Source organism: Candidatus Pelagibacter sp. HIMB1709, assembly GCF_052047635.1.
In the GTDB taxonomy this organism is placed as follows: domain Bacteria; phylum Pseudomonadota; class Alphaproteobacteria; order Pelagibacterales; family Pelagibacteraceae; genus Pelagibacter.
On the sequence record NZ_JBNAJW010000001.1, the window covers coordinates 659,008 to 683,878 of the forward strand.

Here is a 24,871-nt window from a genome sequence, read left to right on the forward strand (position 1 = left end):
AAATAATTTTGGTGCGGTCGGAGAGACTCGAACTCTCATGGACTAAGTCCACACGGCCCTCAACCGTGCCTGTCTACCAATTTCAGCACGACCGCGATATGTCTCATAATTAATGAATGACAAGTTTGTTTCAAATTGGTAAAAAATCCTTATGGAATTTACACAAGAAGTACGTAAAGCAACAGATCCAATTTATCAAAAAATTTCAAAGGTAATGCCTGAGATAGAATGGTCAGTACACGCACCATACATACATAAAATTAATAAATTAAAAAAAGAGAAAAATGCAGTAATTTTAGCTCACAACTATCAAACACCAGAAATTTATCATGGTGTTGCTGATTTCTCTGCAGACTCACTCGCGCTAGCTATAGAAGCTTCAAAAACTTCAGCAGATATAATTCTAATGGCAGGAGTTCACTTTATGGCTGAAACTGCAAAACTAATGAGCCCTAATAAGAAAGTAATTTTACCAGATATGGAAGCGGGTTGTTCTTTATCATCCTCAATTACTGGTAAAGATGTGAGATTACTAAAAGAGAAGTACCCAGGTGTTCCGGTAGTATCATACGTAAATACCTCAGCTGAAGTAAAAGCTGAAACAGATGTTTGTTGTACATCTGCTAATGCTGTCAAAATTGTTAAATCTCTTGGAGTAAAAAAAGTTATATTTTTACCTGATGATTACCTTGCAAAGTATGTTGCGTCTCAGACTGATGTGGAAATTATATCTTGGAAAGGAATTTGCATAGTACACGACCAATTTAATAAGAAAGAAATAGAAGATATAAGAAAAAACAATCCAGGTATTAAAATTATTGCTCATCCAGAGTGTCCACCAGACGTAATTGGAGCAAGTGATTTTGCAGGATCTACATCTGGAATGATCAAATATGTAAAAGATAATCAGCCAAAAAAAGTAATGATGGTAACTGAGTGCTCTATGAGTGACAACATACAAGTAGAAAATCCAAATGTAGATTTTATTAAACCATGCAATATGTGTCCGCACATGAAAAAAATTACGCTTCCAAAAATATTGGATTGTTTAGAAAATGAAACTGGTGAAATAATAATGGATAAAGAAACAATCGAAAAAGCTAGAATATCTGTTGAAAGAATGGCAGCCATTGGCAGATAATTAAGTGTCAAAAATTAAATTAAGTAAAGAATTTATCAAAAGCACAGTCAAACTTGCTCTGAACGAAGATCTATATCCTTCAGGAGACATTACTTCAAGCTTAATTGAAAACGATAAGATCATAACAGTTAAATTGATATCGAATCAAAATGCAATAGTAGGAGGTTTATTATTTGCAAAACAAACTTTTAAATTAATTGATAGTAAAATTAAGTTTTTAATTAAAGAAAAAGATGGTTCAAATATTAAAAAAGGATCCTTAGTTGCAGTAATAAAAGGCAAAGCAAAAAATATTTTGATTGCGGAAAGAGTTGCTCTAAATTTTTTATCTCACATTTCAGGAATAGCAACTAAAACAAACAAATTTGTTAAATTAGCTGGAAAGAAAACTAAAATTTGTTGTACAAGAAAAACAATTCCAAATCTAAGAGTTATACAAAAATATGCTGTTAAGCTTGGAGGTGGTACAAATCATAGATTTAATTTAAGTGATGAATATTTAATTAAAGATAACCACGTAGCAAGTTCGGATTTAAAAACTTTAGTTGTAAAAGCCATAAAAAATAAACAGGGGAAAAAAATTACAGTTGAAGTTGATACAGTTGGACAACTTAAATCAATTATAGGTCTAAAATTTAATACTGTTTTGCTTGATAATATGAATATTAAAAGTTTAAGAAATAGTGTTAAAATTGCTAAAAAGTATTATGAAACAGAAGCATCTGGTAATGTTAATTTAAAAACTGTCAAAGCTATTGCTTCCACTGGTGTTGATAGAATATCTGTGGGCAGCATTACTCACAGCGCTCCTGCGGTTGACTTTAAATTAGAAATTTAATTCACAAACTTTGATAAATCTGGTTTAAAATAATTAGGACCTTTCATAACTTTTCCAGCTTCATTATAAATTGGTTTTCCATTTTCATCTAATTTACTCATATTTGAATTTTGAACCTCTTCAAAACATTTATCTAAATCAATTCCAAATGCATGGCCTGCACCATAAGTAACATATAAAATATCAGTTAAAGCATCTGCAACTTCTAATAAATCTTTATTATTCATAGCTTCTGTAAGCTCATCTAACTCTTCTTTAATTAGATCTATTCTTAGTTTGTTTATTTTATCGGTACTAAAAGATGGTTTAGTTTTAACATCTTGACCAAAAGTTTTCATAAAAGTTCCAACTTTGCTAAAATTCGACATATTGCTCCTGTAAGTTTTTTAAAATTTATTGTATGAATATAAATATTTATTACTTAAAAATTAATCAATGAAATTAAGAAAAGAATTTGACAGTCTTGGAAGCATAAATGTACCTAATAATAAGTACTGGGGTGCCTCAACACAAAGATCTAATAAATTTTTTAATATTGGGAAAATTTTAGTTAACATTTCTATAATTAAATCTATTGCTATTATCAAAAGATCAGCAGCAATAGTTCATGCTAAAGATAAATTAATTAATAGTAAAATTTCTAAAGCAATAATCAAAGCTTCAGATGAGGTTATTAAAGGAAAGTTAGATGAAAATTTTCCTTTAAAAGTTTGGCAAACAGGTTCTGGAACACAGACAAATATGAATGTTAATGAAGTAATTGCTAACAGAGCTATTGAAATACTTGGTGGAAAAAAAGGCACAAAAAAACCAGTACATCCAAATGATCATGTTAACAAATCACAGTCCACCAATGATGTTTTTCCGACTGCAATGCATATTTCTATAGCAACAGAAACTTTAGCTAAAATGTTGCCAAGTTTAAAAATCTTAGAAAAAGAGCTAAAGAATAAAACAAAAGAATTTAAAAACATAGTTAAAATTGGAAGAACTCACCTTCAAGATGCAACACCACTATCTCTTGGTCAAGAATTTTCAGGTTATCATGCTCAACTAAAAAAATGTATTGAACGGATTGAATACGCATTAAGAGAAATTCTATTTTTGGCTCAAGGTGGTACAGCTGTTGGAACTGGAATAAATTCAAAAAAAAACTTTGATAAAAAAATTGTTAAAGAAATTGCTAAATTCACTAAAATAAAATTTAAACCTTCATCAAACAAATTTGCAGAACTTGCTGCTCATGATGCAATTGTTAACTTTTCTGGAACTTTAAATACTTGTGCAGTTGCGTTGATGAAAATTTCAAATGATATTAGGTTCTTAGGTTCTGGTCCAAGAGCTGGATATGGAGAATTAATATTACCTGAAAATGAACCAGGCTCATCAATAATGCCAGGGAAAGTAAATCCAACCCAGTGTGAAGCAGTTACGATGGTTTGTGTAAAAGTAATTGGAAATCACAACGGTATTACAATGGCTGGATCCCACGGACATTTTGAATTAAACGTTTTCAAACCATTAATTGCTCATAACATTTTACAATCGATTGACTTAATTGCTGATAGTACAAAAAATTTTGCTGTATATTGTGTGAAAGGGATTAAAGCTAACAAGAAGAAAATTAAAGAACACTTAGATAATTCACTAATGCTAGTCACAGCTTTAGCTCCTCATATTGGTTATGATAATGCAGCCAAAATTGCAAAAACTGCGCTAAAAAACAATACTACTTTAAAACAAGAAGCATTAAAAACAGGATTAATTAGCGAAAAAGATTATGAAAAAATAGTTGATCCAAGAAAAATGATTTATCCTGCATAATTTTTAATTGCATCATTTAATAAATTTTTAAAGTATATTTTATTTTGCAAGTTATCATCTTTTAAATAGATAATTCTCAAATTGTCATTCAATTTTTTATTTAATTTACCATCTACAAGAATATTTTTAATTTTTATTATTTTTTCATCAAAAAAATAAGTAAAGTTAATATTAATTTTATTAATTTGTTTTCTTAATTTTTTTGGAGTCAATAAGAATTTATAAACTTCATTTGAGTTAATTACAGCTAACTCAGTGCTTCCATCTAAAATCAGTTGACCATCTCTTACATAAACTAAGCTATCTTTAAGTTCAAAATTAACATTATTTTTCCAACTAAATTTAGTTTGATCAAAGTCAATTAATCCCTCATGAATTTTTGATTTTAAAAAAATATTTTTAAAACTATCAAAATTTTTTATTTCTTCAGCCTTAATATCAAGTTTGAAATCAATATTTTTGTTATTTAGTATTTCTGTTTTAAGTAAGTCTTTGATTATAGCATTTGAAGAAAAAAAAGATGTAAAATTTATTTCATTTACTTTACCCTCTAAATAAGAATAAAAAGGTTTAAAATTAAATTTGCCATTAAGTAAAAATTTTAATGCTTGTGATTTATCATTCAAACTAAATTCAAAAAAATTCTTATTTGTTTTGTATTTTGCAATACTTTTTTGATTTAAAAAACTAAACTCAGTTAAACCTAAATTAAAATCTTTTCCGAGAGATAATTTGTTATCTAACTTTAATCTAAAAGATTCTAAGTTTATTTTTGAATAAATAATTTTATCATTCTCATCAGTAAATATTTCAAGGGAATAAGGAACGTTAAAAATTTCATTCTCTGAATAAAAAATATTTTTTAGCTCATTTGGATCATAATAATATTTTGAATTTAAAATATTATTAATTAACAATACATCATTTTCATAATTTCTATAAAAAATATTACTATTAATAATTTGTAATTTACTCTCTTTGAAATTAGCATTCAAAAGTTTGAAAAAAAAATTGTAATTATTTTTATTTAAATTGAAATTTGCTTCTTCTAAGACAACATCTGTTACCTTCATATTTCTTAAAGAAAACAAGTTTTCTAATGAAACATAAATCTTTGTTGTTTTAATTTCAGAAATTTTACTTTCATCATTAATTATTGATGATTCCTTAGTTACAAAATGAGGTCTTGGTAAAAATTTATATTCTAATTCATTTGAAAAATGAAACTCTAGGTTTAATTTGTTAAATAGATTACTTTGTATTTCATTTGAAATTTTATCTTGGTTATAAATATTAGGTAAAGAAATATATGAAAAAAATAAAATAATTGCTGCGACAATAGTAAAGAAAATTTTATTGTTTAATAACAGTCTTTTAAAATTATTAATATTTAACTTGTTTAAATATTTTTCTAATAGACTATTAATTGATTTACTAAGGTTTTTAAGAAATTTAGCAAAAAAGTTTGAAGTATTCATTTTGAACAAGAAACTTATAAAACATTATTTTGAATGATAAATAGAGAATATTTAAATAATTTAAACGAGGCTCAAAAAGAAGCTGTGATGCACTTAGATGGGCCTTTATTAATTGTGGCTGGAGCTGGGTCTGGAAAAACAAAAGTATTAACATCAAGAATAGCTAACATTATTAAAGAAAAAAAAGCTTATCCAAATCAAATTCTTGCAGTCACATTCACTAATAAAGCTGCAAAAGAAATGCAAAATAGAGTTGGTAAAATTCTTGGTTCTACAGCTATAGGACTGTCTTGGCTTGGAACATTTCATTCAATTTGTGCAAAATTATTAAGAAAACATGCATCTGCAGCAAATTTGAACTCCAACTTTACAATAATAGATACAGATGACCAAACTCGACTTATCAAAAATATCTGTAAAGCTGAAAATATTGATATCAAACAACTATCGCCAAGATTTATACTTGCAATAATTGATAGATGGAAAAATAAAGGCTATTACCCAAATGAAGTAATCATAAATAAAAAAGATATTTACGAGAAAAATATTTTACCATTATACAAAATTTATCAACAAAAATTAACTGATCTAAATTCATGTGACTTTGGAGATTTGATTTTACATACAGTAAAAATTTTAGAGTTCAATTCTGATATTAGAGAAATTTATTCAAAAAATTTCAAATATATACTTGTCGATGAGTATCAAGATACAAATTTTATACAAAGCAAATGGCTAAATCTATTATCAGAAAAAAATAACAACATTTGTTGTGTTGGGGATGACGACCAATCAATTTATAGCTGGAGAGGTGCAGAAATAAAAAATTTTTTAGAATTTGATCAAGTATATAAAAACACTAAAGTAATAAGATTAGAACAAAATTATAGATCGTCACAAAATATTTTGTCTGTAGCGTCTAATCTAATTTCTAACAATCAAAATAGAGTTGGTAAAACTTTAATTACAACTATGGAAGAAGGTGACTTGGTTCAATTGAATTGTTTTAAAAATGGAAAAGATGAAGCAATAGGAGTTTCAGATGAAATAGAAAAAAAAATTAAAAAAAAATTTTCTTACAATAATATAGCTATTCTTGTTAGAGCTATTTTTCAAACGCGTGAATTTGAAGAGCGATTTCTCAAAATTGGTATGCCATACAGAATATTAGGAGGAACGAAATTTTATGAACGAGCTGAAATAAAAGATTGTGTAGCTTATTTGAGGTTGATTCATCAAGAAAAAGATGATCTTGCTTTTGAGAGAATTGTTAATAATCCAAAAAGATCAATAGGAGATGGTACTTTAAAAAATATCCATGAATTTGCAAAAAAAGAAAATTTAAATTTAGAAAAAGCATCAAAGCTTATGCTTGAACAAAATCTAATAAAACCGAAAGCAAAAATTGGACTAAATTTATTTTTAAATTCTATAAATAAATGGAGAAATGAATTAATCATAAAAAATTCAAATCATATCAAACTATTACAAATAGTATTAGATGAGTCAGGATACTCTGCCATGTTAAAAAATAAGAAGGATCTTGATAATGAAAATAGACTTGAAAATATCAAAGAATTATTAAGTGCTATGAAAGAGTTTGATAATTTAGAAAGTTTTCTTGAACACGTTTCATTAGCAACGTCAATAGACCAAGAATGGGATGGTGAAAAAATAAATATGATGACGATGCATGCTGCAAAAGGACTAGAATTTGACGTGGTTTTTTTACCTGGCTGGGAGGAAGGGTTATTTCCTCATCAAAAATCAATTGAAGAAAAAGGTCAAAACGGCTTAGAAGAGGAAAGACGATTAGCTTATGTGGGGATTACTAGAGCAAAGAAAAAAGCTATAATATCTTTTTCAATGAACAGATTTTATCAAGGAGACTGGATCGACAGTATGGCTTCAAGATTTATTGACGAGCTACCAGAAAAACATTTAGAGAAAAATTCTTTCTTTGAAGAGGAAATTAACAGTGATGATGATTTTGAATTTAACCAAGATTTTGAAATTGAAGAAGGAACTAGAAGTCCAGGTTGGATAAGATATCAAAAGAGAATTAAGTGAAAAATTATATTAAATTATTGAGAACAAAGTTTAAAAAAAATGGAATTGATGGATATATCGTTCCTAAAAATGATGATTATTTTACTGAATACTCTAAAATTAATCGACTAAAAATTATTTCAAATTTTAGTGGATCTGCTGGATTAGCTATAATATTAAAAAATAAAAATTATTTATTTACTGATGGTAGATATACTATCCAAAGTCAAATTGAGTGTGGTAAAAATTTTAAAATTCTTGGATTTGAAAAATTAATAAATTTTAATTTATTTAAAAATCTAAAACTTGGTATTGATCCAAAATTATTTACAAATACACAAATTAAAAACTTTTTTTTAAAATATAATAAAATTAAATTTATCAATGAAAATCTAATTGACGAAATAAAAAAAGAAAGAGAAAATTTAGCTATACCTTTTTTCTCGTTAAACAAAACAATTACTGGTGAAGGTACTAAATCTAAAATTAATAAAATATCAAAATATTTAAAAAAAAATAAATCAGACTACATTTTTATAAGCGCGCCAGAAAATGTTGCGTGGATTTTAAACATAAGAGGTGGGGATGGTCCTAACAGTCCTGTACCAAATTCAAGACTAATAATAAGTAAAACAAATAAAATTTTGTTAATTAGCAAAATCCAAAAATGTAAAAAACTATTTAAAAATAAAATTTTAAAAAAAAATGAATTTTTAGATATTGAAGATTTACCAAAAAAAATCTTAAATCTAAAAGGAAAAAACTTTATAATAGATGATAAATCTTGCTCGATATTCTATGAAAATTTAATCAAGTCGAAATTTAATATTATAAACAGAGAAGATCCTACTTATCATTTAAAGGCAATTAAAAATAAAACTGAAATTAAAAATATGATTAATGCTCATATTTCAGATGGGGTAGCCTTAACAAAATTTCTATATTGGATAAAAAAAGTTAATAAAAAGAAAATTACAGAGGTTGACGCAGCAATAAAATTAGAAAATTTTCGAAAAAGAAATAAAAATTTTTTATATCCAAGCTTTGATACAATTGCTGGTGCTGGGAAGAATGGTGCAATTGTTCATTATCGAGCAAAAAAAAATGATTGCAGAATTATAGATAAAAAAGACATTTTTCTTTGTGATTCTGGAGGGCAATACAAATATGGTACAACAGATGTTACTAGAACAATTTGTTTTTCAAAACAAAAAAAAAATATTAAAAATATTTTTACCAAAGTTCTAAAAGGTCATATTGCAGTGGCTACAACTGACATTAATAAAGATAATGTTGGTAAAAAAATTGACAAAAGAGCTAGAAAATTTTTAAACAAAAGTAATTTAGATTATGCACATGGCACTGGTCATGGTGTTGGTTTTTTTCTTAATGTACATGAGGGACCACAGTCAATTACAAAAATAAACACAGTGAAAATAAAAGAAGGTATGATTTTAAGTAATGAGCCTGGATATTATAAAACTAATGAATATGGAATTCGAATTGAAAATTTAGTTTATGTAAAAAAATCAAAAAAAAATTTATTTTTTGAAAATTTGACGTTGGCGCCGATTGAAAAAGATTTAATAAATTATAACTTGTTAACCAAAAACGAAAAAAATTATCTTTTCAAATATCATTTGGAAGTTTATTCAAAAATATCAGGCTATTTAAATTCAAATGAGAAAAAATGGTTAGCTAGTTTTATTTAACATTTTCAAAAATTCGCCTTGATCTATAATTTTTATTTTTAACTGCTTAGCATTATCTATTTTCTTTTTTGTTGGTTTTTCACCTGTAATTAAATAATCTAGTTTTTTTGAAACAGTGCTTACCGTTGTGCCTGAATTTTCTTCAATTAATGATTTAACTTCTGCTCTACTAATATTATTTAGTTTTCCTGTTACTAAAAATGTTTTATTTTTTAAAATTCCATCTTTTTTTGTTGAAGTTGCATTTTTAATTATCAAAACTTTTTCTAATTCATTTAAAACTTGAATATTTTCTTTATTTATAAAAAAACTTTTAATAGATTTTATTTGAGTATCACCTATTCCATCAATATTTAACAAATCTTCATAGTTCTTTGTTGTAGATAAGTTTTTAAACTTTAAAAATGATACAAAATATTTTGATAACAATTTTGCGTTTTCTAATCCTATATGTCTTATGCCTAATGAATAAATAAATCTTTCTAGGGATATATTTTTTCTTTGATTAATAGAATATTTTAAGTTTTCTACAGATAATTTTCCCCAACCTTCCAGTTTTTCAATTTTATCATAGTTTAGTTTAAATATATCTTGAGGATATTTTATAAATTTTTGTTTCCAAAAACCTTCAACTATCTTTTTTCCCAATCCATCTATATTGAACGCCTCTTTAGAAACAAAATGCTTTAATTTTTCAATTGAAATTTTTTCGCAATAATAACCTTCACTGGAACATCTTCTAACTGCATCAATTTTTTTTGTAACTGAATTAAAATCCTTAATTGTTACCGACCCACATGAAGGACATTTTTTTGGAAATACAAATTTTAAACTATTTTTTGATCTTTTTTTTAAATCAACAGATAGTATATGAGGTATTACATCACCTGCTCTTTCAACAACAGCTGTATCACCAATTCTGATATCTTTTCTATTTATTTCATCTTCATTATGCAGTGTTGCATTTGACACAACTACTCCACCAATATTAATAGGTTTAATTTTTGCCACTGGGGTTAAAGCTCCAGTTCTACCAACTTGAATTTCAATATCTAATATTTGGGAAATAGCTTTATTAGATGAAAACTTATGAGCTATTGCCCACCTTGGAGCATTAGCCACATTTCCTAATCTTTTTTGCATAGCAAAATCATTAATCTTGTAAACAATTCCATCTATATCAAAATCTAGATTTGCTCTTTTTTTTTCTATTTCATTATAGTTTTCAATTAAATTTTTAACTCCAGAAATTAATTTGTTTAATGGATTTGTTTTAAAACCCCATTTGCTTAATTTTTTTATAAAATCAGATTGGTTTTCTACTAACAAACCTTTTTCATATCCAAAAGTATATGCAATAAATTTTAAAGGTATTTTTTTTGTATCATTTGGGTTTTTTTGTCTTAAAGATCCTGATGCCGCATTTCTAGGATTAGCAAATTTGTTATTTAAATTTTTAAAATCACTATTTTGAATAAATACTTCTCCTCTAATATCTATTTCCTCAGGAAAATCCTCAGATAAGACAACTTTTGGAATATCATCAATTGTTTCTAAATTTAAAGTTATATCTTCTCCTTCTTTCCCATCGCCCCTCGAAAGACCTTTATGAAACTTTCCTTTTATATAAGTTAAAGAAGCAGATATTCCATCAATTTTAGGTTCTGCACTATAATAAATATTAATATTTTCTTTAATAGATAAAAAATTTTTAATTTTTTTTTCAAAGTTGTTCAAATCTTCTTCGGAAAAAGCATTTCCTAAAGATAGCATAGGTACTTTATGTGATGATTTTTTAAAGTTTTTTGAAGGTTTATATCCAACAATTTTACTAGGAGATTTTTCTGAATTTAAAAATTCATAATCTATTTCAAGTTGTAAAATCTCCTTTTTTAAATTATCGTATACTTCATCATTAACAATAGGCTCACTCTTATCATAATAATAACTATTATATTTGCTAATTAATCGAATTTTATTATTATATTTTTTTTGAATTACTTTTTTATTCATCTCAATTAAATAGAGATTTAAAGCTTTTTAAAATACTATTCTCTTCTTTTCGAATTTTAATTTTTTGGTAATTTTTATCAAAAATATTATACGAATTTTCGTACCATTTAGATGACTTATAATTGTAACCTAATAAACTAGCATATTTTTTTGACTCTTGCTCTAATCCAATAATATAATAAATTTCAACCAGTCTATGAAGGGCTTCCTCCACATAAATTGATGTTTCGTAATTATCAACAACAAATTTAAATCTATTTATAGATGCTATCCATTTTTTTCTATCAAAATAATACCTTCCTAGATACATCTCTTTTGCGGCCAATATTGTATTAATTAGACTAATTTTATATTCAGCATCAATTGCAAAATCTGTATTGGGATATTTTTTCACAACATCTAAGAATATTTTTTTTGAACTCTGTATTGAATTTAAATCCTTTGTTTCATCAACAATTTGTTCATAGTAAGATAAACCTAATAAATATTCAGCATAAGCTATATTTTTGTGATTTGGGTAAACTCTAAGAAATCTATTTAATTCAGCTATAGCATCACCATAATAATTTTGTGAATAATAAGAATATGCAGCCATCAATGCTGACCTTGGAGCCACTTCAGATTGAGGAAAAAGAATTTCAGCTTCATTAAATTTTTTCGCAGCAAATAAAACATCACCTTTTTTTAATTGTTCTAATCCTTCTTTGTATGCTTCTATCATTTGGAGCTCTAGATTTGTTTCTTTAATTACCGATTTCTCAACAGTCTGCTTTGAGCAGGATAAACAAAAAATCAATATTACAAAAAGATGTGCTATATTTTTCACAATTGATAAACTTATACTCTTAAATATGATATTTTAATAAATATTTATTAATATTTAAGCAATAGATTTTAATATATTTCTATTTATTAGTGAATGAGGAAGGTTTTTTTCTTTAATTTCTATAATCGAAAAATTTTCTCTATTTTGAAAAACTTTTCTTAACAATTGATTTGTTAAATAATGTCCTCCTTGAGAACATTTTACAGATGCTACAATTCTATAGCCCGAGGTGTAAAGATCTCCAATACAATCTAAAATTTTATGATTTACAAATTCTTTGTCATTTCTCAATCCTTCGGGGTTTAAAATTTCTTTTCCCTTAACTACTACAGCATTTTCTAAGCTACCACCTTTAGCAAGACCATTTTTCTTTATCATCTCTATATCTTCGTAAAGACAATAAGTTCTAGAATTATATACATCTGTTAAATCATCTTCATAAACTTTAAAATTATTTCTCTGGTTTCCAATAATTTCATTTTTATATTTTAATTCAAAATCTATATCCAAACTCAATGTAGATGGCTTAATTGATATAAACCTTTCCCCATCTGAAAAATTTATTTCTTTATTAATTTTAATTATTTTAATTGGCACATCACTTATCTCAATTCCTGCATTAATTATTTTTTCAATAAATATTTTTGCTGATCCATCTAAAATAGGAACTTCCTCATTATCTATCTCTATCAAAGCATTATCTATACCAAGACCAAACAAAGCGCCCATCAAATGTTCTATTGTTGATACTTTTGCACCAAATTCATTCTCTATAGTTGTGTTTAAAGAGGTATTAGAAACATTCATAAAATTTGGATATACTAAATTATCATTTGCGATGTCCATCCTTTTAAATACTATACCAAAGTTAGGTTCAGCAGGTTTAATGCTTACATTTACATCTAGGCCACTATGAAGTGCTACCCCACTAAATGAAACATTATTTTTTAAAGTTTTTTGAGTTAAATAAGACATACCATACGTCTATTTTGAAATTTGTAAGATTAAAAAACAACTAATGTTACAAGAAAAAACAATTTTAGCTGAAAAGTTGAAAAAACTTCTCAAAAAAACCAATTTTTTTAATATTTTTTGGTTCTAAATTAATTTCATTTTGATTGAAACCATCTAAAACTTTATAGCATCTTATTACCGGATCAATATTTTCATCTGGAAAAGAACTATTTACATATTTTAAATCAAGAAATCTATCAATCTCAATATGATATTTGTCTAATATATGAGTAATTTGTAACAAAAGATTTTTATGAAAACACTTAAAATTAATTTCTAAGCCAAGATTGTCAGTGTCCTGATTATTTATGAAGTTTGTGTAAATTTTGCCATTTATAATATATTTATTTATCACCATGTGAGTAATTTTATATTTATCATAATTTTCTTGAATCAAATCTTTAGCTTCAACAAGTAAATTTTCTAAAAAATTTACTTGTAATTTTTTTTCATAACTTTTCTTTTTTAAACTTATATTAATATTAAAAATATCTTCAGTTTCTAAATAAATAAAAATATTTTTTATAAAATTACCAATTAATTTTTCAATTTTAAAAATATTTTCATTTAGGAAATTATTTAAGCTTTCTAAATCTAAATCATTAATTTTATTTTCTAAGTCTAACTTTTCATAATATAAAGTTTTCAATTTTTTTTTATCAAATAAATAAATAACAAAATTTTTTTTTGATATTATTAAATAAGTTTGTACTTCTGAAACATCAATCATTTTATAGTTATCTGATTTTTAATTCTTGCATCAATTAATTTAATTTCTTTAAAATTAGTATTATTAAAAAATTCGAATGCTTGATTTAAAGACTCTTTAATATTTTTTTTTGATAGCTTTAGAAGTACCTTGTTATTTAGCTCCACATCCCATCTTTTGGAGGGAAAGAAATATAAATTTTTAATTTGATCATAGGAAAATTTTGATTCATCAATTAATTTTTTAAATTTAAGAAATTCATCAATTTCTGGTTTGCCAAATATGAATGGTAAATTATCATTTTTATAATTATTATTTATTAGTTTTCCATTTGAGCCAACTATATAAATTTTATTATTTACGTTTATCTTTGCCAAAAAGTTTGTATCTTTAATTTGAATTGTAAGATTAGAGGGATATTTTTTAAATACACTATAATTTTCTACTAAAGTGTCTGACTCAATTACTTCAGAAATTTTTGATTTATTTAAAAAAAAAATATTTTTAATTTTTAAATTATTTAAGTTTTTAGTCATGTTTAAAATATTTGAGTTATCCAACCCTACAATAGTAAATTGGACTTTTTTGAAAGAATTAAAACTAATTAAATGATAATTACCTATAGAACTTACTAAAAAAAAAATTAAAAGATAAATTACAATTTTTCTACTTATTCGTTGATGCATCTTTTAAAATCCATTCAATTAATTTTATAAAATTAATTCCTTTATAAGCTGCAATTTCTGGAACTAGAGACAATTTAGTCATTCCAGGCTGAGTATTAATTTCAAGTAAATAAAATTTTCCTCTATAAAATTTAAAATCTGATCTAGTCACACCACGACATCCAATCAACTTGTGAGCTTTAAATGCTATATCCATCAATTCTCTAAATTTTTTATCTGGAAGTTTCACTGGAATTATATGTTCTGTTTTTGCTTTTGAATTATACTTTGCCTGATAATCGTAAAATTTTCTTTTTGGTTTAAGTTCAATCGCTCCTAATTTTTTATTTCCCAAAATTGCAGCTTGAATTTCCCTGCCACCTATAAATTCTTCAATCATTATCTTTTTATATTCTCTAAGTAAATCTAAGTTTTTAATAATATTTTTTTCATTACAAATATAAACATTTACACTCGAACCTTCATTTAAAGGTTTGATAACAATAGGAAATTTTAATTTTTTTTTTATTTTTTTTATTAATTCAAATTTATGTAAATCATAAGAATAAATAAAATATTTAGGTGTCTTAATTTTATATTTAATGAATATTTTTTTTGACAAATCTTTATCCATTGCAATAGATGAAGAAACTGGACCTGAGTGAGTGTATGGAATTTTAAATTTTTCAAGAATCGTTTGAATGTAGCCATCTTCTCCAAACTGACCGTGTAATGCATTGAAAATTATATTAGGTTCAAAGTTTTTAATATTTTTTACCAAATCAATGTTGGGTTCAGAGATTTTAGCTTTATACCCATATCTTTTTAGTTCTTTATAAACTTGTAATCCTGTATCAAGACTTATTAATCTTTCTTTTGAAACCCCTCCAGAAATTATAAGTATTTTTTTTTTCAATTTACTCTAATATTTTTATTTCTTTTTCTAACTTAATACCTGTTTTCTCAAAAACACTATTTGATACATATTCAATTAGTTTTTTCATATCTTCAAATTTTGCATTTCCATTATTTACAAAAAAATTACAATGTTTTTCTGAAATAGATGCATCACCAAATGATTTGTTTATTGGAACTGATTCTTTAATTAATTGCCAAACTTTTTTATCAGTTTGATCTATAGGATTTTTAAAAGTGCTCCCACTTGTTTTTATTCTAGTAGGTTGAGCTTTTTCTTTTTTAACTTTTAAGATTTCCATTTCTTTTTTTATTAAAGTTTTTTCCTTTTTATATCCTTTCAAAGATGCACTTAAAAAAATCAGATCATCTGGTAATCTACTATCTCTATATTTAAAATTAATGTCTTTTGCTGGTATTGTTAATACTTGCCCTGATTTATTTACCGCCTGTATTGATATTAGAATATCTTTAAATTCTCTATTAAAACAACCAGCATTCATTTTAATTCCACCTCCAACTGTTCCTGGAATACAGGATAAAAATTCAAAACCACCTATCTCATTTTCCATCGCAAATTCTGATAAAGATTTATCAGTAACCGCACTACCTGCTATTAAAATTTCTTCAGACAATTTTGAAATATTATTAAAATTTTTTGAGAGTTTTATTACTATTCCATTATATGTTTGATCAGATATTAAAGTATTAGAACCTCCACCCAGGATAAATACTTTTTCTTTATTTTGGATTTTTTTTAAAAATTTTATTAATTCTTTTAAATCATCTGCTTTAAAATAAATTTTTGTTTTTCCACCTATATTGAACCAATTTTTATTTTTTAAGTCATAATCTAATTTTATGTTATTTTTAAATTCCAAAAAAAAATCTTGTTTATCAATACTCATTATAAATATTTTGGTAGCTCTCTCATCCAACCGGAAATAGTTCCTGCACCCATCCCTATTACTATTTTTTTACCGTATATGTTACTTTTAATAAATTTTGCTAATTGAAATCTATCTTCGACAAGAAATAGTTGAACTTTAGAATTTTTTATAATTTGTTTTGCAAAATTAATATAATTAAATCCAAGTCTAATTTTTTCACCAGCCGCATAAATTGGAAACAGAAGAACTTTATCAGCATTCTTAAAAGCAAAAGTAAATTCTTTTTTTAAATCTTTAGTTCTCGATATTCTATGTGGTTGAAAAATGCATATTTTTTCGTAGTCTCGATAAACTTGATTTACACCCCGTAGAACTTCTTTTATTTCAGTAGGATGATGAGCATAATCATCAAAAAAATCCACATTATTGTAAGAAAAAATTTTATTAAATCTTCTTTGAACTCCTGAAAAATTCTTTAAACCTTTTTTTATATTTAAAATAGGCAGACCAACAGTCAAACCTAATGCTAAAGCTGCAACTGAATTTTTAATATTATGAATTCCCAATAAAGGGATTTTAATATTTTTAATAATTCTTTTTTTTTTATTTGGTAGACTTATATTTAAATTAAATTCTGAGTATTCTTTAGTTTGTTTGATATTTTGCACACAAAAATTTGACCTTGAATCTAATCCATAAGTATAAAAATTTTTATTTTTGAGATTTTTTATCATACCTTTGTTGTTCTTATCATCTAAGCAAATGAATGATTTTCCAAATGAAGGAACTTTATTTACAAAATTGATAAAATATTTATTTAAATCTTTCATTGAACGATAGTAATCCATATGTTCCCGATCAATATTTGTAATTATAGAATACGTTGGAGATATATGTATAAAACTTCCATCAGATTCATCAGCCTCTAAAATAGACCAATCACTTTTACCAAGTTTAGCAGAATGATTAATTGAATTAATTACTCCTCCATTTATTATTGTTGGATCTATTTTAGTTTCTTGGAATATTGAAGCGATTAACGATGTGGTTGTTGTTTTACCATGTGAACCAGCTACTACTATGTTTTTAGTTAAAGAAACTATGTTTGCTAACATTTCTCCACGTTTATAAATAGGTAATTGTCTTTTTTTAGCCTCTAATAGCTCTGGGTTATTTTTCTTTATTGCCGAAGATATAACTAAAATTGTAGCTTTGTTAATATTTTGTTTTTTGTGACCAATTGAAATTTTAATTTTTTCTTTTTTTAATCTTTCTATATTTTTATTTATTGAAATATCACTTCCTTGAACTTTAAATCCTTTACTCTTCATTATTAAAGATAGACCGCTCATACCTATTCCACCAATACCAACAAAATGTATAAGTTCTGACTTTGCTAATTTAATATTCATTAAAAGTTTCTAATAATTTTTGATTAACACTATTCCAAGTATTTTGATAATTTAATTTTTTTAAATTAATTTTTTTAGCAATAAATTCATTATTTTTTCTACAAATAACTGACAATAATTCCTCAAACTTTTTTTCATCAAAGTTATTTTGATCAAATATCCAACATGCATTTTTACTCTCATAGTATAAAGCATTTTCATACTGATGATTATCTTTTGAATTAGGTAAAGGTATAACTATAAATGGAAGATTTATCAGAGATAGTTCTGCTAAACTTGATGCTCCACCTCTAGTGATACATAAATCAGACTCAATCATGAGGTTATTTAGGTTTTGATCAAATGTGAAAACTTTACTTAATATATTATTTTTTTTATAGAATTGTTTTAATACATCAATATTTTTTTTGTTAGTTTGATGAATAATTTTTAAAGAGCAAATTTTAGATATATTAACAAGTGTATTATTAAATAGAGTATCAAATATATTTGCTCCCTGACTACCACCAATAATTAAAATTGTGAATAAATTATTATCTTTTTTATTAAAAAAATTTTCATAATATTTTTTTCTAATTAATGGTTTGGATAAAGTTATTTTGTGCTCGAACTTTTTAGGAAAATTTTTTAAATTTTTTGAATAACAAATTATTTTTTTTGAAAAATTTAAAAAAAATTTATTTGCTCTTCCAAGGACCATGTTTGGTTCAATTGAAAAAATCTTAATGCTTAATAATTTTGCAGCCAAACAAAGTGGTAATGACATATAACCACCTGTGGAAACTAAGATTGATATGTTTTCTTTTTTTAATATTTTGTAAGACTTAAGTGTTAAGATAAAAATTTTTATTATTGAGATAGGAAAAAAATATAAATTACTTAATTTTGGTGTGTTAATAATAATTGTGTTATAATTTTCTTTTTGTAAAAATTTTAATCCTCTTAGATCAGTTGATATTATTATTTCATGACTAGATTTTAAATGATCATGAACTATTACTGCAGGCAAAACATGTCCCCCAGATCCACCCGTTGAAATCAAAACTTTTTTTTTCATAAATTAAGTTAATTTTCTTTTAGTCAAATTAAGAATTATTCCAGCTAGAATAGATGTGCTTATTATTGAGGATCCTCCATAACTTAAAAAAGGTAAAGTCATTCCAGTAGTTGGAAATAATCTTATATTCACTCCAATGTGGATTGTTGCCTGCATCAATATTAAACTAACAGAACCAATTAAGATAAGTTTAATCCTGTCATTTTGCTCAAAACGGATTTTTTTAAACACCATGTGTAAAAATATTAAAAACATTAATATAATTAAAATTATGGCAACTACTCCAAACTCTTCCGAAATTACAGAAATTATATAATCAGTGTGAGCTTCTGGCACTCTATTTTTAAGAGTTCCTTCACCAATTCCTTTTCCAAAAAATCCTCCGCTGGTTATAGATTCGATAGCTTTATCAGATTGGAAATTGTGAGTTCCTACTTCTTGGTTAAAAAACGAGAAGATACGGGCCTTTATATAGCTAAACTTAGGGATATAGATAACTAGGTAAACCATTAGAGTAGCACCAGCTACAAATATACTAGTAAGAAAATAAATATTAATTCCTGAACAAAAAATTAAAACAGCCCAAGAAAAAACAACCAACAAAGTCTGACCAATATCAGGTTGAATTATCAAAAGTAAAGAAATTGTCACAATTAAAATTGTTGTAATTATATATTTTAATAAAATATTTGCTTTTTCATTACATAAAACAATTACTAAAGTAATAATTAAGAAAGGTTTCAAAACTTCTACAGGTTGAAACCGTGGAAGAAAGAAAAGATCGATCCATCTTCTTGAGCCTTTTACTTCAATTCCTACTAAGGGTACTAAAAATAGACATATTAATGAAATAATGAATAAAATTATTGAATACTTATACAATTGATCCTTATTTAACGCAGAGAAAATAAAAATAAGAAAAATTCCAATCAAAACATAAATGAAATGTTTAAAAAAAAAGAAATAACTATTGGTATTCAATTTGTCTGAAGCAATTAAAGAAGTAGAAACTAAAGAAAAAAATAAACCTATAGCAAATAGTAAGCTGATTAATGTGAATAAAGATTTATCAATATTTTTCCACCAGCTGTAATAAAATTTATAAATTAAATTTTTATTTTGCATTAATAAACCTCTTAACTAAATTATTAAAATATCTTCCCCTGTCTTCAAAATTTTTAAAATTATCAAACGATGCACCTGCAGGACTAAAAAATATTATATTTTTTGACAATTTTTTATTTTTAATATTTAAAAAAATTTTATTAAGTGCATCATATAAATTTTTAAAACTTTTAACTTTTAATTTATTTTTTAAAATTTTATAAAAATGTTTTCTGTGTTTTCCAAAAACAAATACTTTTAAATTTTGAGACTTCATTTTTGATAATTTAAATTTATCACCTTTTTTAGGAATTCCTCCTACAAGCCAATAAACATGATTTAAATTTTTTAAAATACTTTCTGATGAAGCGAAGCTGGTTGATTTTGAATCATTAATTATAGTAAGATTTTTTTTATCAAAAATAATTTGTTGTCTAAAATTTAGACCCTTAAAATTATTAATTGTTTTAATTAAATTTTTTTTTGAAAGTTTAAGTTTATTAGAAATCTCTAATATAAAAGATAAATTCTCTTTATTTCCATCTGTAGCAAAATATTTATTCTTAATTTTTTTTGTGATAGATTTCAGATTATTTGTATCTACCTTAAATATTTTTGATTTATAATTATTCTTTCTTAAATTATTTGAAATAAGCTTATCTTTTCTTTTTACATAGGCAAAACTACCTTGTTTTTGAAATCTTAATAATTTAAATTTTGCTTTTACATAATTATTCAGAGTATTGTGTCTTTCCAAATGATCTCCTGAAATATTCAAAATAATTGCAAATTTTGTGCTAAAAATTTTACTATAATCTAGTTGATAGGATGAAGCTTCAATAACAAAGACTGTTTTTTCTGTAATTTTTTTTTCAGATAAGACTGGATTACCAATATTTCCAACAAGTCTAGAATCTCTTTTCTGATCCACTAAAACATTGTGCAAAATTTTAGCAGTTGTTGATTTCCCATTAGTTCCAGTGATTGTTATACTATCATTCTTATAAAAGGAAAAGAAAACATCAAGATCGGTATAAATTTTTGAAAAATTTAATTTCAAAAATTTTGATAATTTACATTCTGAAATATCTATTCCAGGACTGATAATAATTTTATCAAAATTAATTTTTAAAACTTTATTTATATTAATTATTTTTTTATTAATCTTTGGATTATCATCAAATAAATAAACATCACATTTTTTTTTTAAGAAGTTGTAAGAAGAAATACCGCTCTTGCCTAGTCCATAAATTAATATTTTTTTTCCTAAAAAAATATTTTTTGATCTATTCATTATCTTAATTTTAGAGTAGCCAAACCTATCATCGCTAATATTATTGAAATAATCCAAAATCTAATAACTACAGTTGACTCGGGCCAGCCTTTTTTTTCGAAATGATGATGAATCGGTGCCATTCTAAAAATTCTTTTACCTGTAAGTTTAAATGAAATGACTTGAACCATCACAGACACAGCCTCTAAAACAAAAAGACCTCCTGTTATAGCTAAAACAATTTCATGTTTAGTTATAATTCCTACTGCTCCTAAAGATCCACCTAAAGATAATGATCCTGTATCTCCCATGAAAATTTTTGCTGGTGGTGCATTAAACCATAAAAAACCTAAACACGAGCCAATAATTGCGCCACAAAAAATTGCAACTTCTCCAGTTCCTTCAATATAGGGAATTTGTAAATAATTTGAAAATACAACATTTCCAGTTACATAACTTATAAAAGCGAAACAAGCTGCAACTAAAATTACTGGTACAGTAGCTAATCCATCTAATCCATCTGTAAGATTAACAGCATTTGACGAACCTATTATAACAAATATAGCAAAAGGAATAAAAAACCATCCAAGATTAATTATCAAATTTTTAAAAAATGGAAAATATAAATTATTTAAATCTTGATAGTCATTTAAATAAACAAATAAACTTACACCAACAAGTGCTAATAAAATTTGAGTAATTATTTTAAACTTAGATGAAATACCTGAAGAATTACTAAATTTAATTTTTTTATAATCATCTAAAGCACCAAGCAATCCAAATGAGACTGCAATATAAATACAAAATAATATATTATAATTTGATAAATCTGCCCATAAAATTACTGAAATTAATAATCCTAATAAAATAATTAGCCCTCCCATTGTTGGTGTGCCAATTTTTTTTACTATATGATCTTTTGGGCCATCATCTCGTATTGGGTTAAAAATTTTTTGATTTGAAAAAAATTTTATAAATGGACCCCCGATAAACAAAACAATGATTAAAGAAGTGAAAAAAGATAAACCTGTTCTAAATGTCAAATATTTAAAGACATTTAAATAGCCAAAAGTGTCAACAAAATTTAATAGAAACTGATAGAGCATTTAATTTAAACCCTTAATATCATTTACTATCTTATTGAAACCTGTCGCTAATGAGGCCTTAACCATCAAATAATCATTATTTTTTATATCTTTTTTAATCAATTCAATAATTTGTGATTTGTTTTGTAATATTCTACCCTTTTTAGAATCTGATATTTTTTTATAAATAAATGAAGCCATTTTTCCTTTTACAAATACCCTGTCAATTTTTGTTTGATTTATTAGTGGAGCAATAGATTCATGAAGTTTTTTTGAATGATTTCCTAGCTCTAACATATCACCAAGCAATAAATATTTTTTATTTTTTTTTGAATCTATTTTGTCAAAATTTTTAATAGCTGAATTCAATGATAGTGGATTTGAATTATAACTTTGATCGATCAAATTAATTCTTTTGTTGTTTATCTTAACCAGTGTATGATCACCCCTACCTTCTGGTATCTTAAAATCTAAGAAAATATTTTTATTTAGATTAAATATGTTTAAATAAATACTCATTACAGCTAAAGCCGAAAGAATATTATAAATATTATTTTGATAATCATTTGAGATTATAAAATATTTATTTTTTTTTTTTGAATTAATTTTTATTTTATATTTTTTTCCAAATTTTTTTATATTTAATAGCTTAACATCTGCTTTGCTATTTTTAATACCAAAAGAAATCACTTTGAGATTTTCTTTCTGAGATATTTTTTTATGAAATTTAAAAAATTTATCATCTGCATTTAAAATAACAGAGCCATTTGTTCTTATATTTTTAATAATCTCAGATTTTGCTAAAGCAATTTGTTTAATATTTTTAAAATTTTTTGCATGGGCATAATTTATATTTGTTATAACTCCTACATTTGGCTCAATTATTTCTGAGAGATAATCAATCTCACCCTTTTTATCCATACCAACTTCTAAAATTCCATAACGATCATCCTCTTTGATGTTTAGAAGACTTAATGGAACTCCAAATTTATTATTATATGATTTTGGTGATATACTTACTTTTGAAATTTTTCCTAAAACACTGCCTAGTAATTCTTTAAGAGTAGTTTTGCCACAGCTACCTGTAATAGCTATTATGTTAGTGTTTATATTTCTTCTATAAACTTTTGAAACATTTGTTAAAAATTTTAAAGTATTTTTGACTTTTATCTGCCGTTTAATATCAAGATTATTTTGAATTTTGTTCACAATTGCTAATGATGCTTTTTTCTTAAATGATTGTGAAACAAAATTATTTCCATCATTTACTTTTCCTTTGATAGCAAAAAATATATCGTTCTTTTTCACTTCTTTAGAATTGATTCTCGCATCCTTCATGGAAATAAACTTTGATGATTTTTGATTTTTGGAAAGTTCTTTAATTATATTTATCTTTAATTCATTAGATAACTGTTTGTTCTTATTTTTTATTTCTGTTAGAATTTTTTTCCTATCAGAAAATTTAATTTTCTTATTACCAATTTCCTGAATTTTTTCGTGTCCTTTTCCTGCAACTAATAAAATATCACCACATTTTAAATTTTTAATGGCTTCCGATATTGCTATTGCTCTGTTGGGAATTTCTATAATTTTCTTAGCTTTAATTCCTTTTTTGATATCTTTTCTAATTTTTTCTGGGTTTTCTAAACGAGGATTATCATCTGTAAGATAAATATTATCTGCATAAATGCTTGCTATTTTACCCATTTTAATTCTTTTGTTTTGGTCTCTATTGCCTCCACAACCAAACAAAAGATTTAACTTTTTATCAGGAAATTGCTCCTTAATATTTAAAAGACAAATTTTTAAAGCATCAGGGGTGTGTGCATAATCAAGAATAACAACTGAATTATTTTTAATTTTACTAATTTTTTCTAATCTACCTTCAACTGGTTTTAAATTTGGTAAGACTTTAAAAATATTTTCAAAATTTAGATTACTTTTTTTTGCTGCAATCACAGCCATCAAAATATTCTTTATTTGAATTTTACCTATTAAATTTAGATTAATTTCCTTAATTAAATTTTTATATTTTAATTTAATTAATTGATTTTCATTATTATATCTATGAGATAATATTTCAAAATTATTTTGTTTTTCATTTATTGCTAATAATTTGAAATTTTTCCTCAAAGAAATTTTTTTGATTGTTTTATATTGAGGTATATCTTTATCTGTAATTACATTTCCCTTTTTTCCTATTAAATTCTCAAATAAATAAAGTTTTGCTTTTAAATAATTTTTAAAATTTTTATGATAATCAAGATGATCTTGTGATAAATTTGTAAAGATTCCAGATTTAAAATTTAACCCATCTAATCTATTTTGCTCTAATCCATGACTGGAAGCTTCCATGATAACATTTTCAATTTTTTCTTTTTTTAATTTTTGTAAGATCTGTCCTAATTTAATTGGATCAATTGTTGTATTAAATAAATTTAAATTAATATTTTTTGATTTAACCCCTAATGTTCCAATTGAAGCAACCTTTTTTTTATTTAATTTCATAATTTGAAGATAAAATTCTGCAACTGAGGATTTTCCATTGGTTCCTGTAACGGCTACTAAATTTTTTGGTATTTTATTGTAAATTTTAAATGAGACTTCAGCTAATAATTTTCTTATATTTTTTGTCCTTATAAACAATATCCTATTACTAAAATCTTTTATTTTTTGTTCTGTTACAATTATTTTAGAACCTTTTTCTATAGCTCTAGAAATAAATTTATTTCCATCAATATTATTTCCTTTAATTGCAAAGAAAATATTATTTTTTTTTAACGATCTAGTATTAAAAGAGATACCTGAAAAAAATAATTTTTTATATTTTTTATTGATACCATTAAAATAATCTCCAAGTAACATT

Annotated in this window: 20 protein-coding genes and 1 tRNA gene; 5 read left to right on the top strand and 16 right to left on the bottom strand. The window is 24.9% G+C overall.

The window, feature by feature from the left end:
• Positions 1–9 precede the first annotated feature (9 nt).
• Positions 10–95 (bottom strand) — tRNA-Leu (locus tag ACTTAR_RS03640).
• A gap of 56 nt (positions 96–151) precedes the next feature.
• On the opposite strand from ACTTAR_RS03640, the gene nadA reads away from it, so the two are divergent.
• Both nadA and nadC read left to right on the top strand, forming a co-directional pair.
• A complete protein-coding gene (gene nadA / locus ACTTAR_RS03645) occupies positions 152–1,141 on the top strand; it encodes a quinolinate synthase NadA (protein WP_440681841.1) in 990 nt (329 codons plus the stop codon).
• Positions 1,142–1,145: 4 nt separating this feature from the next.
• Complete coding sequence (gene nadC / locus ACTTAR_RS03650) at positions 1,146–1,979, top strand: carboxylating nicotinate-nucleotide diphosphorylase (RefSeq protein ID WP_440681842.1); 834 nt, start codon at positions 1,146–1,148, stop codon at positions 1,977–1,979.
• On the opposite strand, the gene ACTTAR_RS03655 is transcribed toward nadC, so the two are convergent.
• Positions 1,976–2,347: a phosphoribosyl-ATP diphosphatase gene (locus tag ACTTAR_RS03655; protein WP_440681843.1), complete on the bottom strand. Its 372-nt coding sequence runs from the start codon at positions 2,345–2,347 to the stop codon at positions 1,976–1,978. The genes nadC and ACTTAR_RS03655 overlap by 4 nt on opposite strands.
• 67 nt (positions 2,348–2,414) lie before the next feature.
• Between ACTTAR_RS03655 and fumC the strand changes: the two genes are divergently transcribed.
• Complete coding sequence (gene fumC, locus ACTTAR_RS03660) at positions 2,415–3,803, top strand: class II fumarate hydratase (RefSeq protein ID WP_440681844.1); 1,389 nt, start codon at positions 2,415–2,417, stop codon at positions 3,801–3,803.
• On the opposite strand, the gene ACTTAR_RS03665 is transcribed toward fumC, so the two are convergent.
• On the bottom strand, positions 3,791–5,281 hold the full coding sequence (locus ACTTAR_RS03665) for a hypothetical protein (protein WP_440697746.1): 1,491 nt from the start codon (positions 5,279–5,281) through the stop codon (positions 3,791–3,793). The genes fumC and ACTTAR_RS03665 overlap by 13 nt on opposite strands.
• Before the next feature lie 33 nt (positions 5,282–5,314).
• Between ACTTAR_RS03665 and ACTTAR_RS03670 the strand changes: the two genes are divergently transcribed.
• Both ACTTAR_RS03670 and ACTTAR_RS03675 read left to right on the top strand, forming a co-directional pair.
• Positions 5,315–7,351 (top strand): ATP-dependent helicase, encoded by a 2,037-nt coding sequence (locus tag ACTTAR_RS03670; protein WP_440697747.1) that lies wholly within the window; start codon positions 5,315–5,317, stop codon positions 7,349–7,351.
• Positions 7,348–9,042, top strand: a complete 1,695-nt coding sequence (locus ACTTAR_RS03675) for a M24 family metallopeptidase (protein WP_440697748.1) — start codon at positions 7,348–7,350, stop codon at positions 9,040–9,042. Before ACTTAR_RS03670 ends, ACTTAR_RS03675 begins: the two co-directional genes overlap by 4 nt.
• Here the strand turns inward: ACTTAR_RS03675 and ligA are convergent.
• The 13 genes from ligA to ACTTAR_RS03740 all read right to left on the bottom strand — a co-directional run bounded on the left by ligA (position 9,025) and on the right by ACTTAR_RS03740 (position 24,870).
• The gene (gene ligA / locus ACTTAR_RS03680) at positions 9,025–11,055 is read right to left on the bottom strand and encodes an NAD-dependent DNA ligase LigA (protein ID WP_440681848.1); all 2,031 of its coding nucleotides are present in this window, start codon (positions 11,053–11,055) and stop codon (positions 9,025–9,027) included. The genes ACTTAR_RS03675 and ligA overlap by 18 nt on opposite strands.
• Position 11,056: 1 nt before the next feature.
• Positions 11,057–11,881, bottom strand: coding sequence for an outer membrane protein assembly factor BamD (locus ACTTAR_RS03685; RefSeq protein WP_440681849.1), 825 nt, complete (start codon positions 11,879–11,881; stop codon positions 11,057–11,059).
• 54 nt (positions 11,882–11,935) lie between these two features.
• Entirely contained in the window at positions 11,936–12,856 is a 921-nt protein-coding gene (lpxC, locus tag ACTTAR_RS03690) for a UDP-3-O-acyl-N-acetylglucosamine deacetylase (RefSeq protein WP_440681850.1), read from the bottom strand.
• 64 nt (positions 12,857–12,920) lie between these two features.
• The gene (locus ACTTAR_RS03695) at positions 12,921–13,625 is read right to left on the bottom strand and encodes a hypothetical protein (RefSeq protein ID WP_440697749.1); all 705 of its coding nucleotides are present in this window, start codon (positions 13,623–13,625) and stop codon (positions 12,921–12,923) included.
• The gene (locus tag ACTTAR_RS03700; RefSeq protein WP_440697750.1) at positions 13,622–14,140 is read right to left on the bottom strand and encodes a cell division protein FtsQ/DivIB; all 519 of its coding nucleotides are present in this window, start codon (positions 14,138–14,140) and stop codon (positions 13,622–13,624) included. Before ACTTAR_RS03700 ends, ACTTAR_RS03695 begins: the two co-directional genes overlap by 4 nt.
• Positions 14,141–14,270: 130 nt before the next feature.
• Positions 14,271–15,185: a D-alanine--D-alanine ligase gene (locus ACTTAR_RS03705; RefSeq protein ID WP_440681716.1), complete on the bottom strand. Its 915-nt coding sequence runs from the start codon at positions 15,183–15,185 to the stop codon at positions 14,271–14,273.
• A 1-nt stretch (position 15,186) separates the two neighbouring features.
• Positions 15,187–16,092 (bottom strand): UDP-N-acetylmuramate dehydrogenase, encoded by a 906-nt coding sequence (murB, locus tag ACTTAR_RS03710; protein WP_440681715.1) that lies wholly within the window; start codon positions 16,090–16,092, stop codon positions 15,187–15,189.
• Positions 16,092–17,486 carry a UDP-N-acetylmuramate--L-alanine ligase gene (gene murC / locus ACTTAR_RS03715; RefSeq protein ID WP_440697751.1) on the bottom strand — a complete coding sequence of 465 codons (1,395 nt, stop codon included), beginning with the start codon at positions 17,484–17,486 and terminating at the stop codon, positions 16,092–16,094. The genes murB and murC overlap by 1 nt, the downstream gene beginning before the upstream one ends.
• Positions 17,476–18,543: a UDP-N-acetylglucosamine--N-acetylmuramyl-(pentapeptide) pyrophosphoryl-undecaprenol N-acetylglucosamine transferase gene (locus ACTTAR_RS03720; protein ID WP_440681711.1), complete on the bottom strand. Its 1,068-nt coding sequence runs from the start codon at positions 18,541–18,543 to the stop codon at positions 17,476–17,478. The genes murC and ACTTAR_RS03720 overlap by 11 nt, the downstream gene beginning before the upstream one ends.
• A gap of 3 nt (positions 18,544–18,546) precedes the next feature.
• Positions 18,547–19,668, bottom strand: a complete 1,122-nt coding sequence (locus ACTTAR_RS03725) for an FtsW/RodA/SpoVE family cell cycle protein (RefSeq protein ID WP_440697752.1) — start codon at positions 19,666–19,668, stop codon at positions 18,547–18,549.
• Positions 19,658–20,941 (bottom strand): UDP-N-acetylmuramoyl-L-alanine--D-glutamate ligase, encoded by a 1,284-nt coding sequence (gene murD / locus ACTTAR_RS03730; RefSeq protein WP_440697753.1) that lies wholly within the window; start codon positions 20,939–20,941, stop codon positions 19,658–19,660. The genes ACTTAR_RS03725 and murD overlap by 11 nt, the downstream gene beginning before the upstream one ends.
• Entirely contained in the window at positions 20,941–22,026 is a 1,086-nt protein-coding gene (gene mraY, locus ACTTAR_RS03735; protein ID WP_440697754.1) for a phospho-N-acetylmuramoyl-pentapeptide-transferase, read from the bottom strand. Before mraY ends, murD begins: the two co-directional genes overlap by 1 nt.
• Entirely contained in the window at positions 22,027–24,870 is a 2,844-nt protein-coding gene (locus ACTTAR_RS03740) for a UDP-N-acetylmuramoyl-L-alanyl-D-glutamate--2,6-diaminopimelate ligase (protein ID WP_440697755.1), read from the bottom strand.
• Position 24,871 lies beyond the last annotated feature (1 nt).

What these genes read in the sequence shown, in the direction of transcription:
- nadA (WP_440681841.1), top strand. Translation starts at nt 152, where the DNA reads ATGGAATTTACACAAGAAGTACGTAAAGCAACAGATCCAATTTATCAA.
- ACTTAR_RS03655 (WP_440681843.1), bottom strand. Translation starts at nt 2,347, where the DNA reads ATGTCGAATTTTAGCAAAGTTGGAACTTTTATGAAAACTTTTGGTCAA.
- fumC (WP_440681844.1), top strand. Translation starts at nt 2,415, where the DNA reads ATGAAATTAAGAAAAGAATTTGACAGTCTTGGAAGCATAAATGTACCT.
- ACTTAR_RS03665 (WP_440697746.1), bottom strand. Translation starts at nt 5,281, where the DNA reads ATGAATACTTCAAACTTTTTTGCTAAATTTCTTAAAAACCTTAGTAAA.
- ACTTAR_RS03670 (WP_440697747.1), top strand. Translation starts at nt 5,315, where the DNA reads ATGATAAATAGAGAATATTTAAATAATTTAAACGAGGCTCAAAAAGAA.
- ligA (WP_440681848.1), bottom strand. Translation starts at nt 11,055, where the DNA reads ATGAATAAAAAAGTAATTCAAAAAAAATATAATAATAAAATTCGATTA.
- lpxC (WP_440681850.1), bottom strand. Translation starts at nt 12,856, where the DNA reads ATGTCTTATTTAACTCAAAAAACTTTAAAAAATAATGTTTCATTTAGT.
- ACTTAR_RS03695 (WP_440697749.1), bottom strand. Translation starts at nt 13,625, where the DNA reads ATGATTGATGTTTCAGAAGTACAAACTTATTTAATAATATCAAAAAAA.
- ACTTAR_RS03700 (WP_440697750.1), bottom strand. Translation starts at nt 14,140, where the DNA reads ATGACTAAAAACTTAAATAATTTAAAAATTAAAAATATTTTTTTTTTA.
- murB (WP_440681715.1), bottom strand. Translation starts at nt 16,092, where the DNA reads ATGAGTATTGATAAACAAGATTTTTTTTTGGAATTTAAAAATAACATA.
- murC (WP_440697751.1), bottom strand. Translation starts at nt 17,486, where the DNA reads ATGAATATTAAATTAGCAAAGTCAGAACTTATACATTTTGTTGGTATT.
- ACTTAR_RS03720 (WP_440681711.1), bottom strand. Translation starts at nt 18,543, where the DNA reads ATGAAAAAAAAAGTTTTGATTTCAACGGGTGGATCTGGGGGACATGTT.
- ACTTAR_RS03725 (WP_440697752.1), bottom strand. Translation starts at nt 19,668, where the DNA reads ATGCAAAATAAAAATTTAATTTATAAATTTTATTACAGCTGGTGGAAA.
- murD (WP_440697753.1), bottom strand. Translation starts at nt 20,941, where the DNA reads ATGAATAGATCAAAAAATATTTTTTTAGGAAAAAAAATATTAATTTAT.
- mraY (WP_440697754.1), bottom strand. Translation starts at nt 22,026, where the DNA reads ATGCTCTATCAGTTTCTATTAAATTTTGTTGACACTTTTGGCTATTTA.
- ACTTAR_RS03740 (WP_440697755.1), bottom strand. Translation starts at nt 24,870, where the DNA reads ATGTTACTTGGAGATTATTTTAATGGTATCAATAAAAAATATAAAAAA.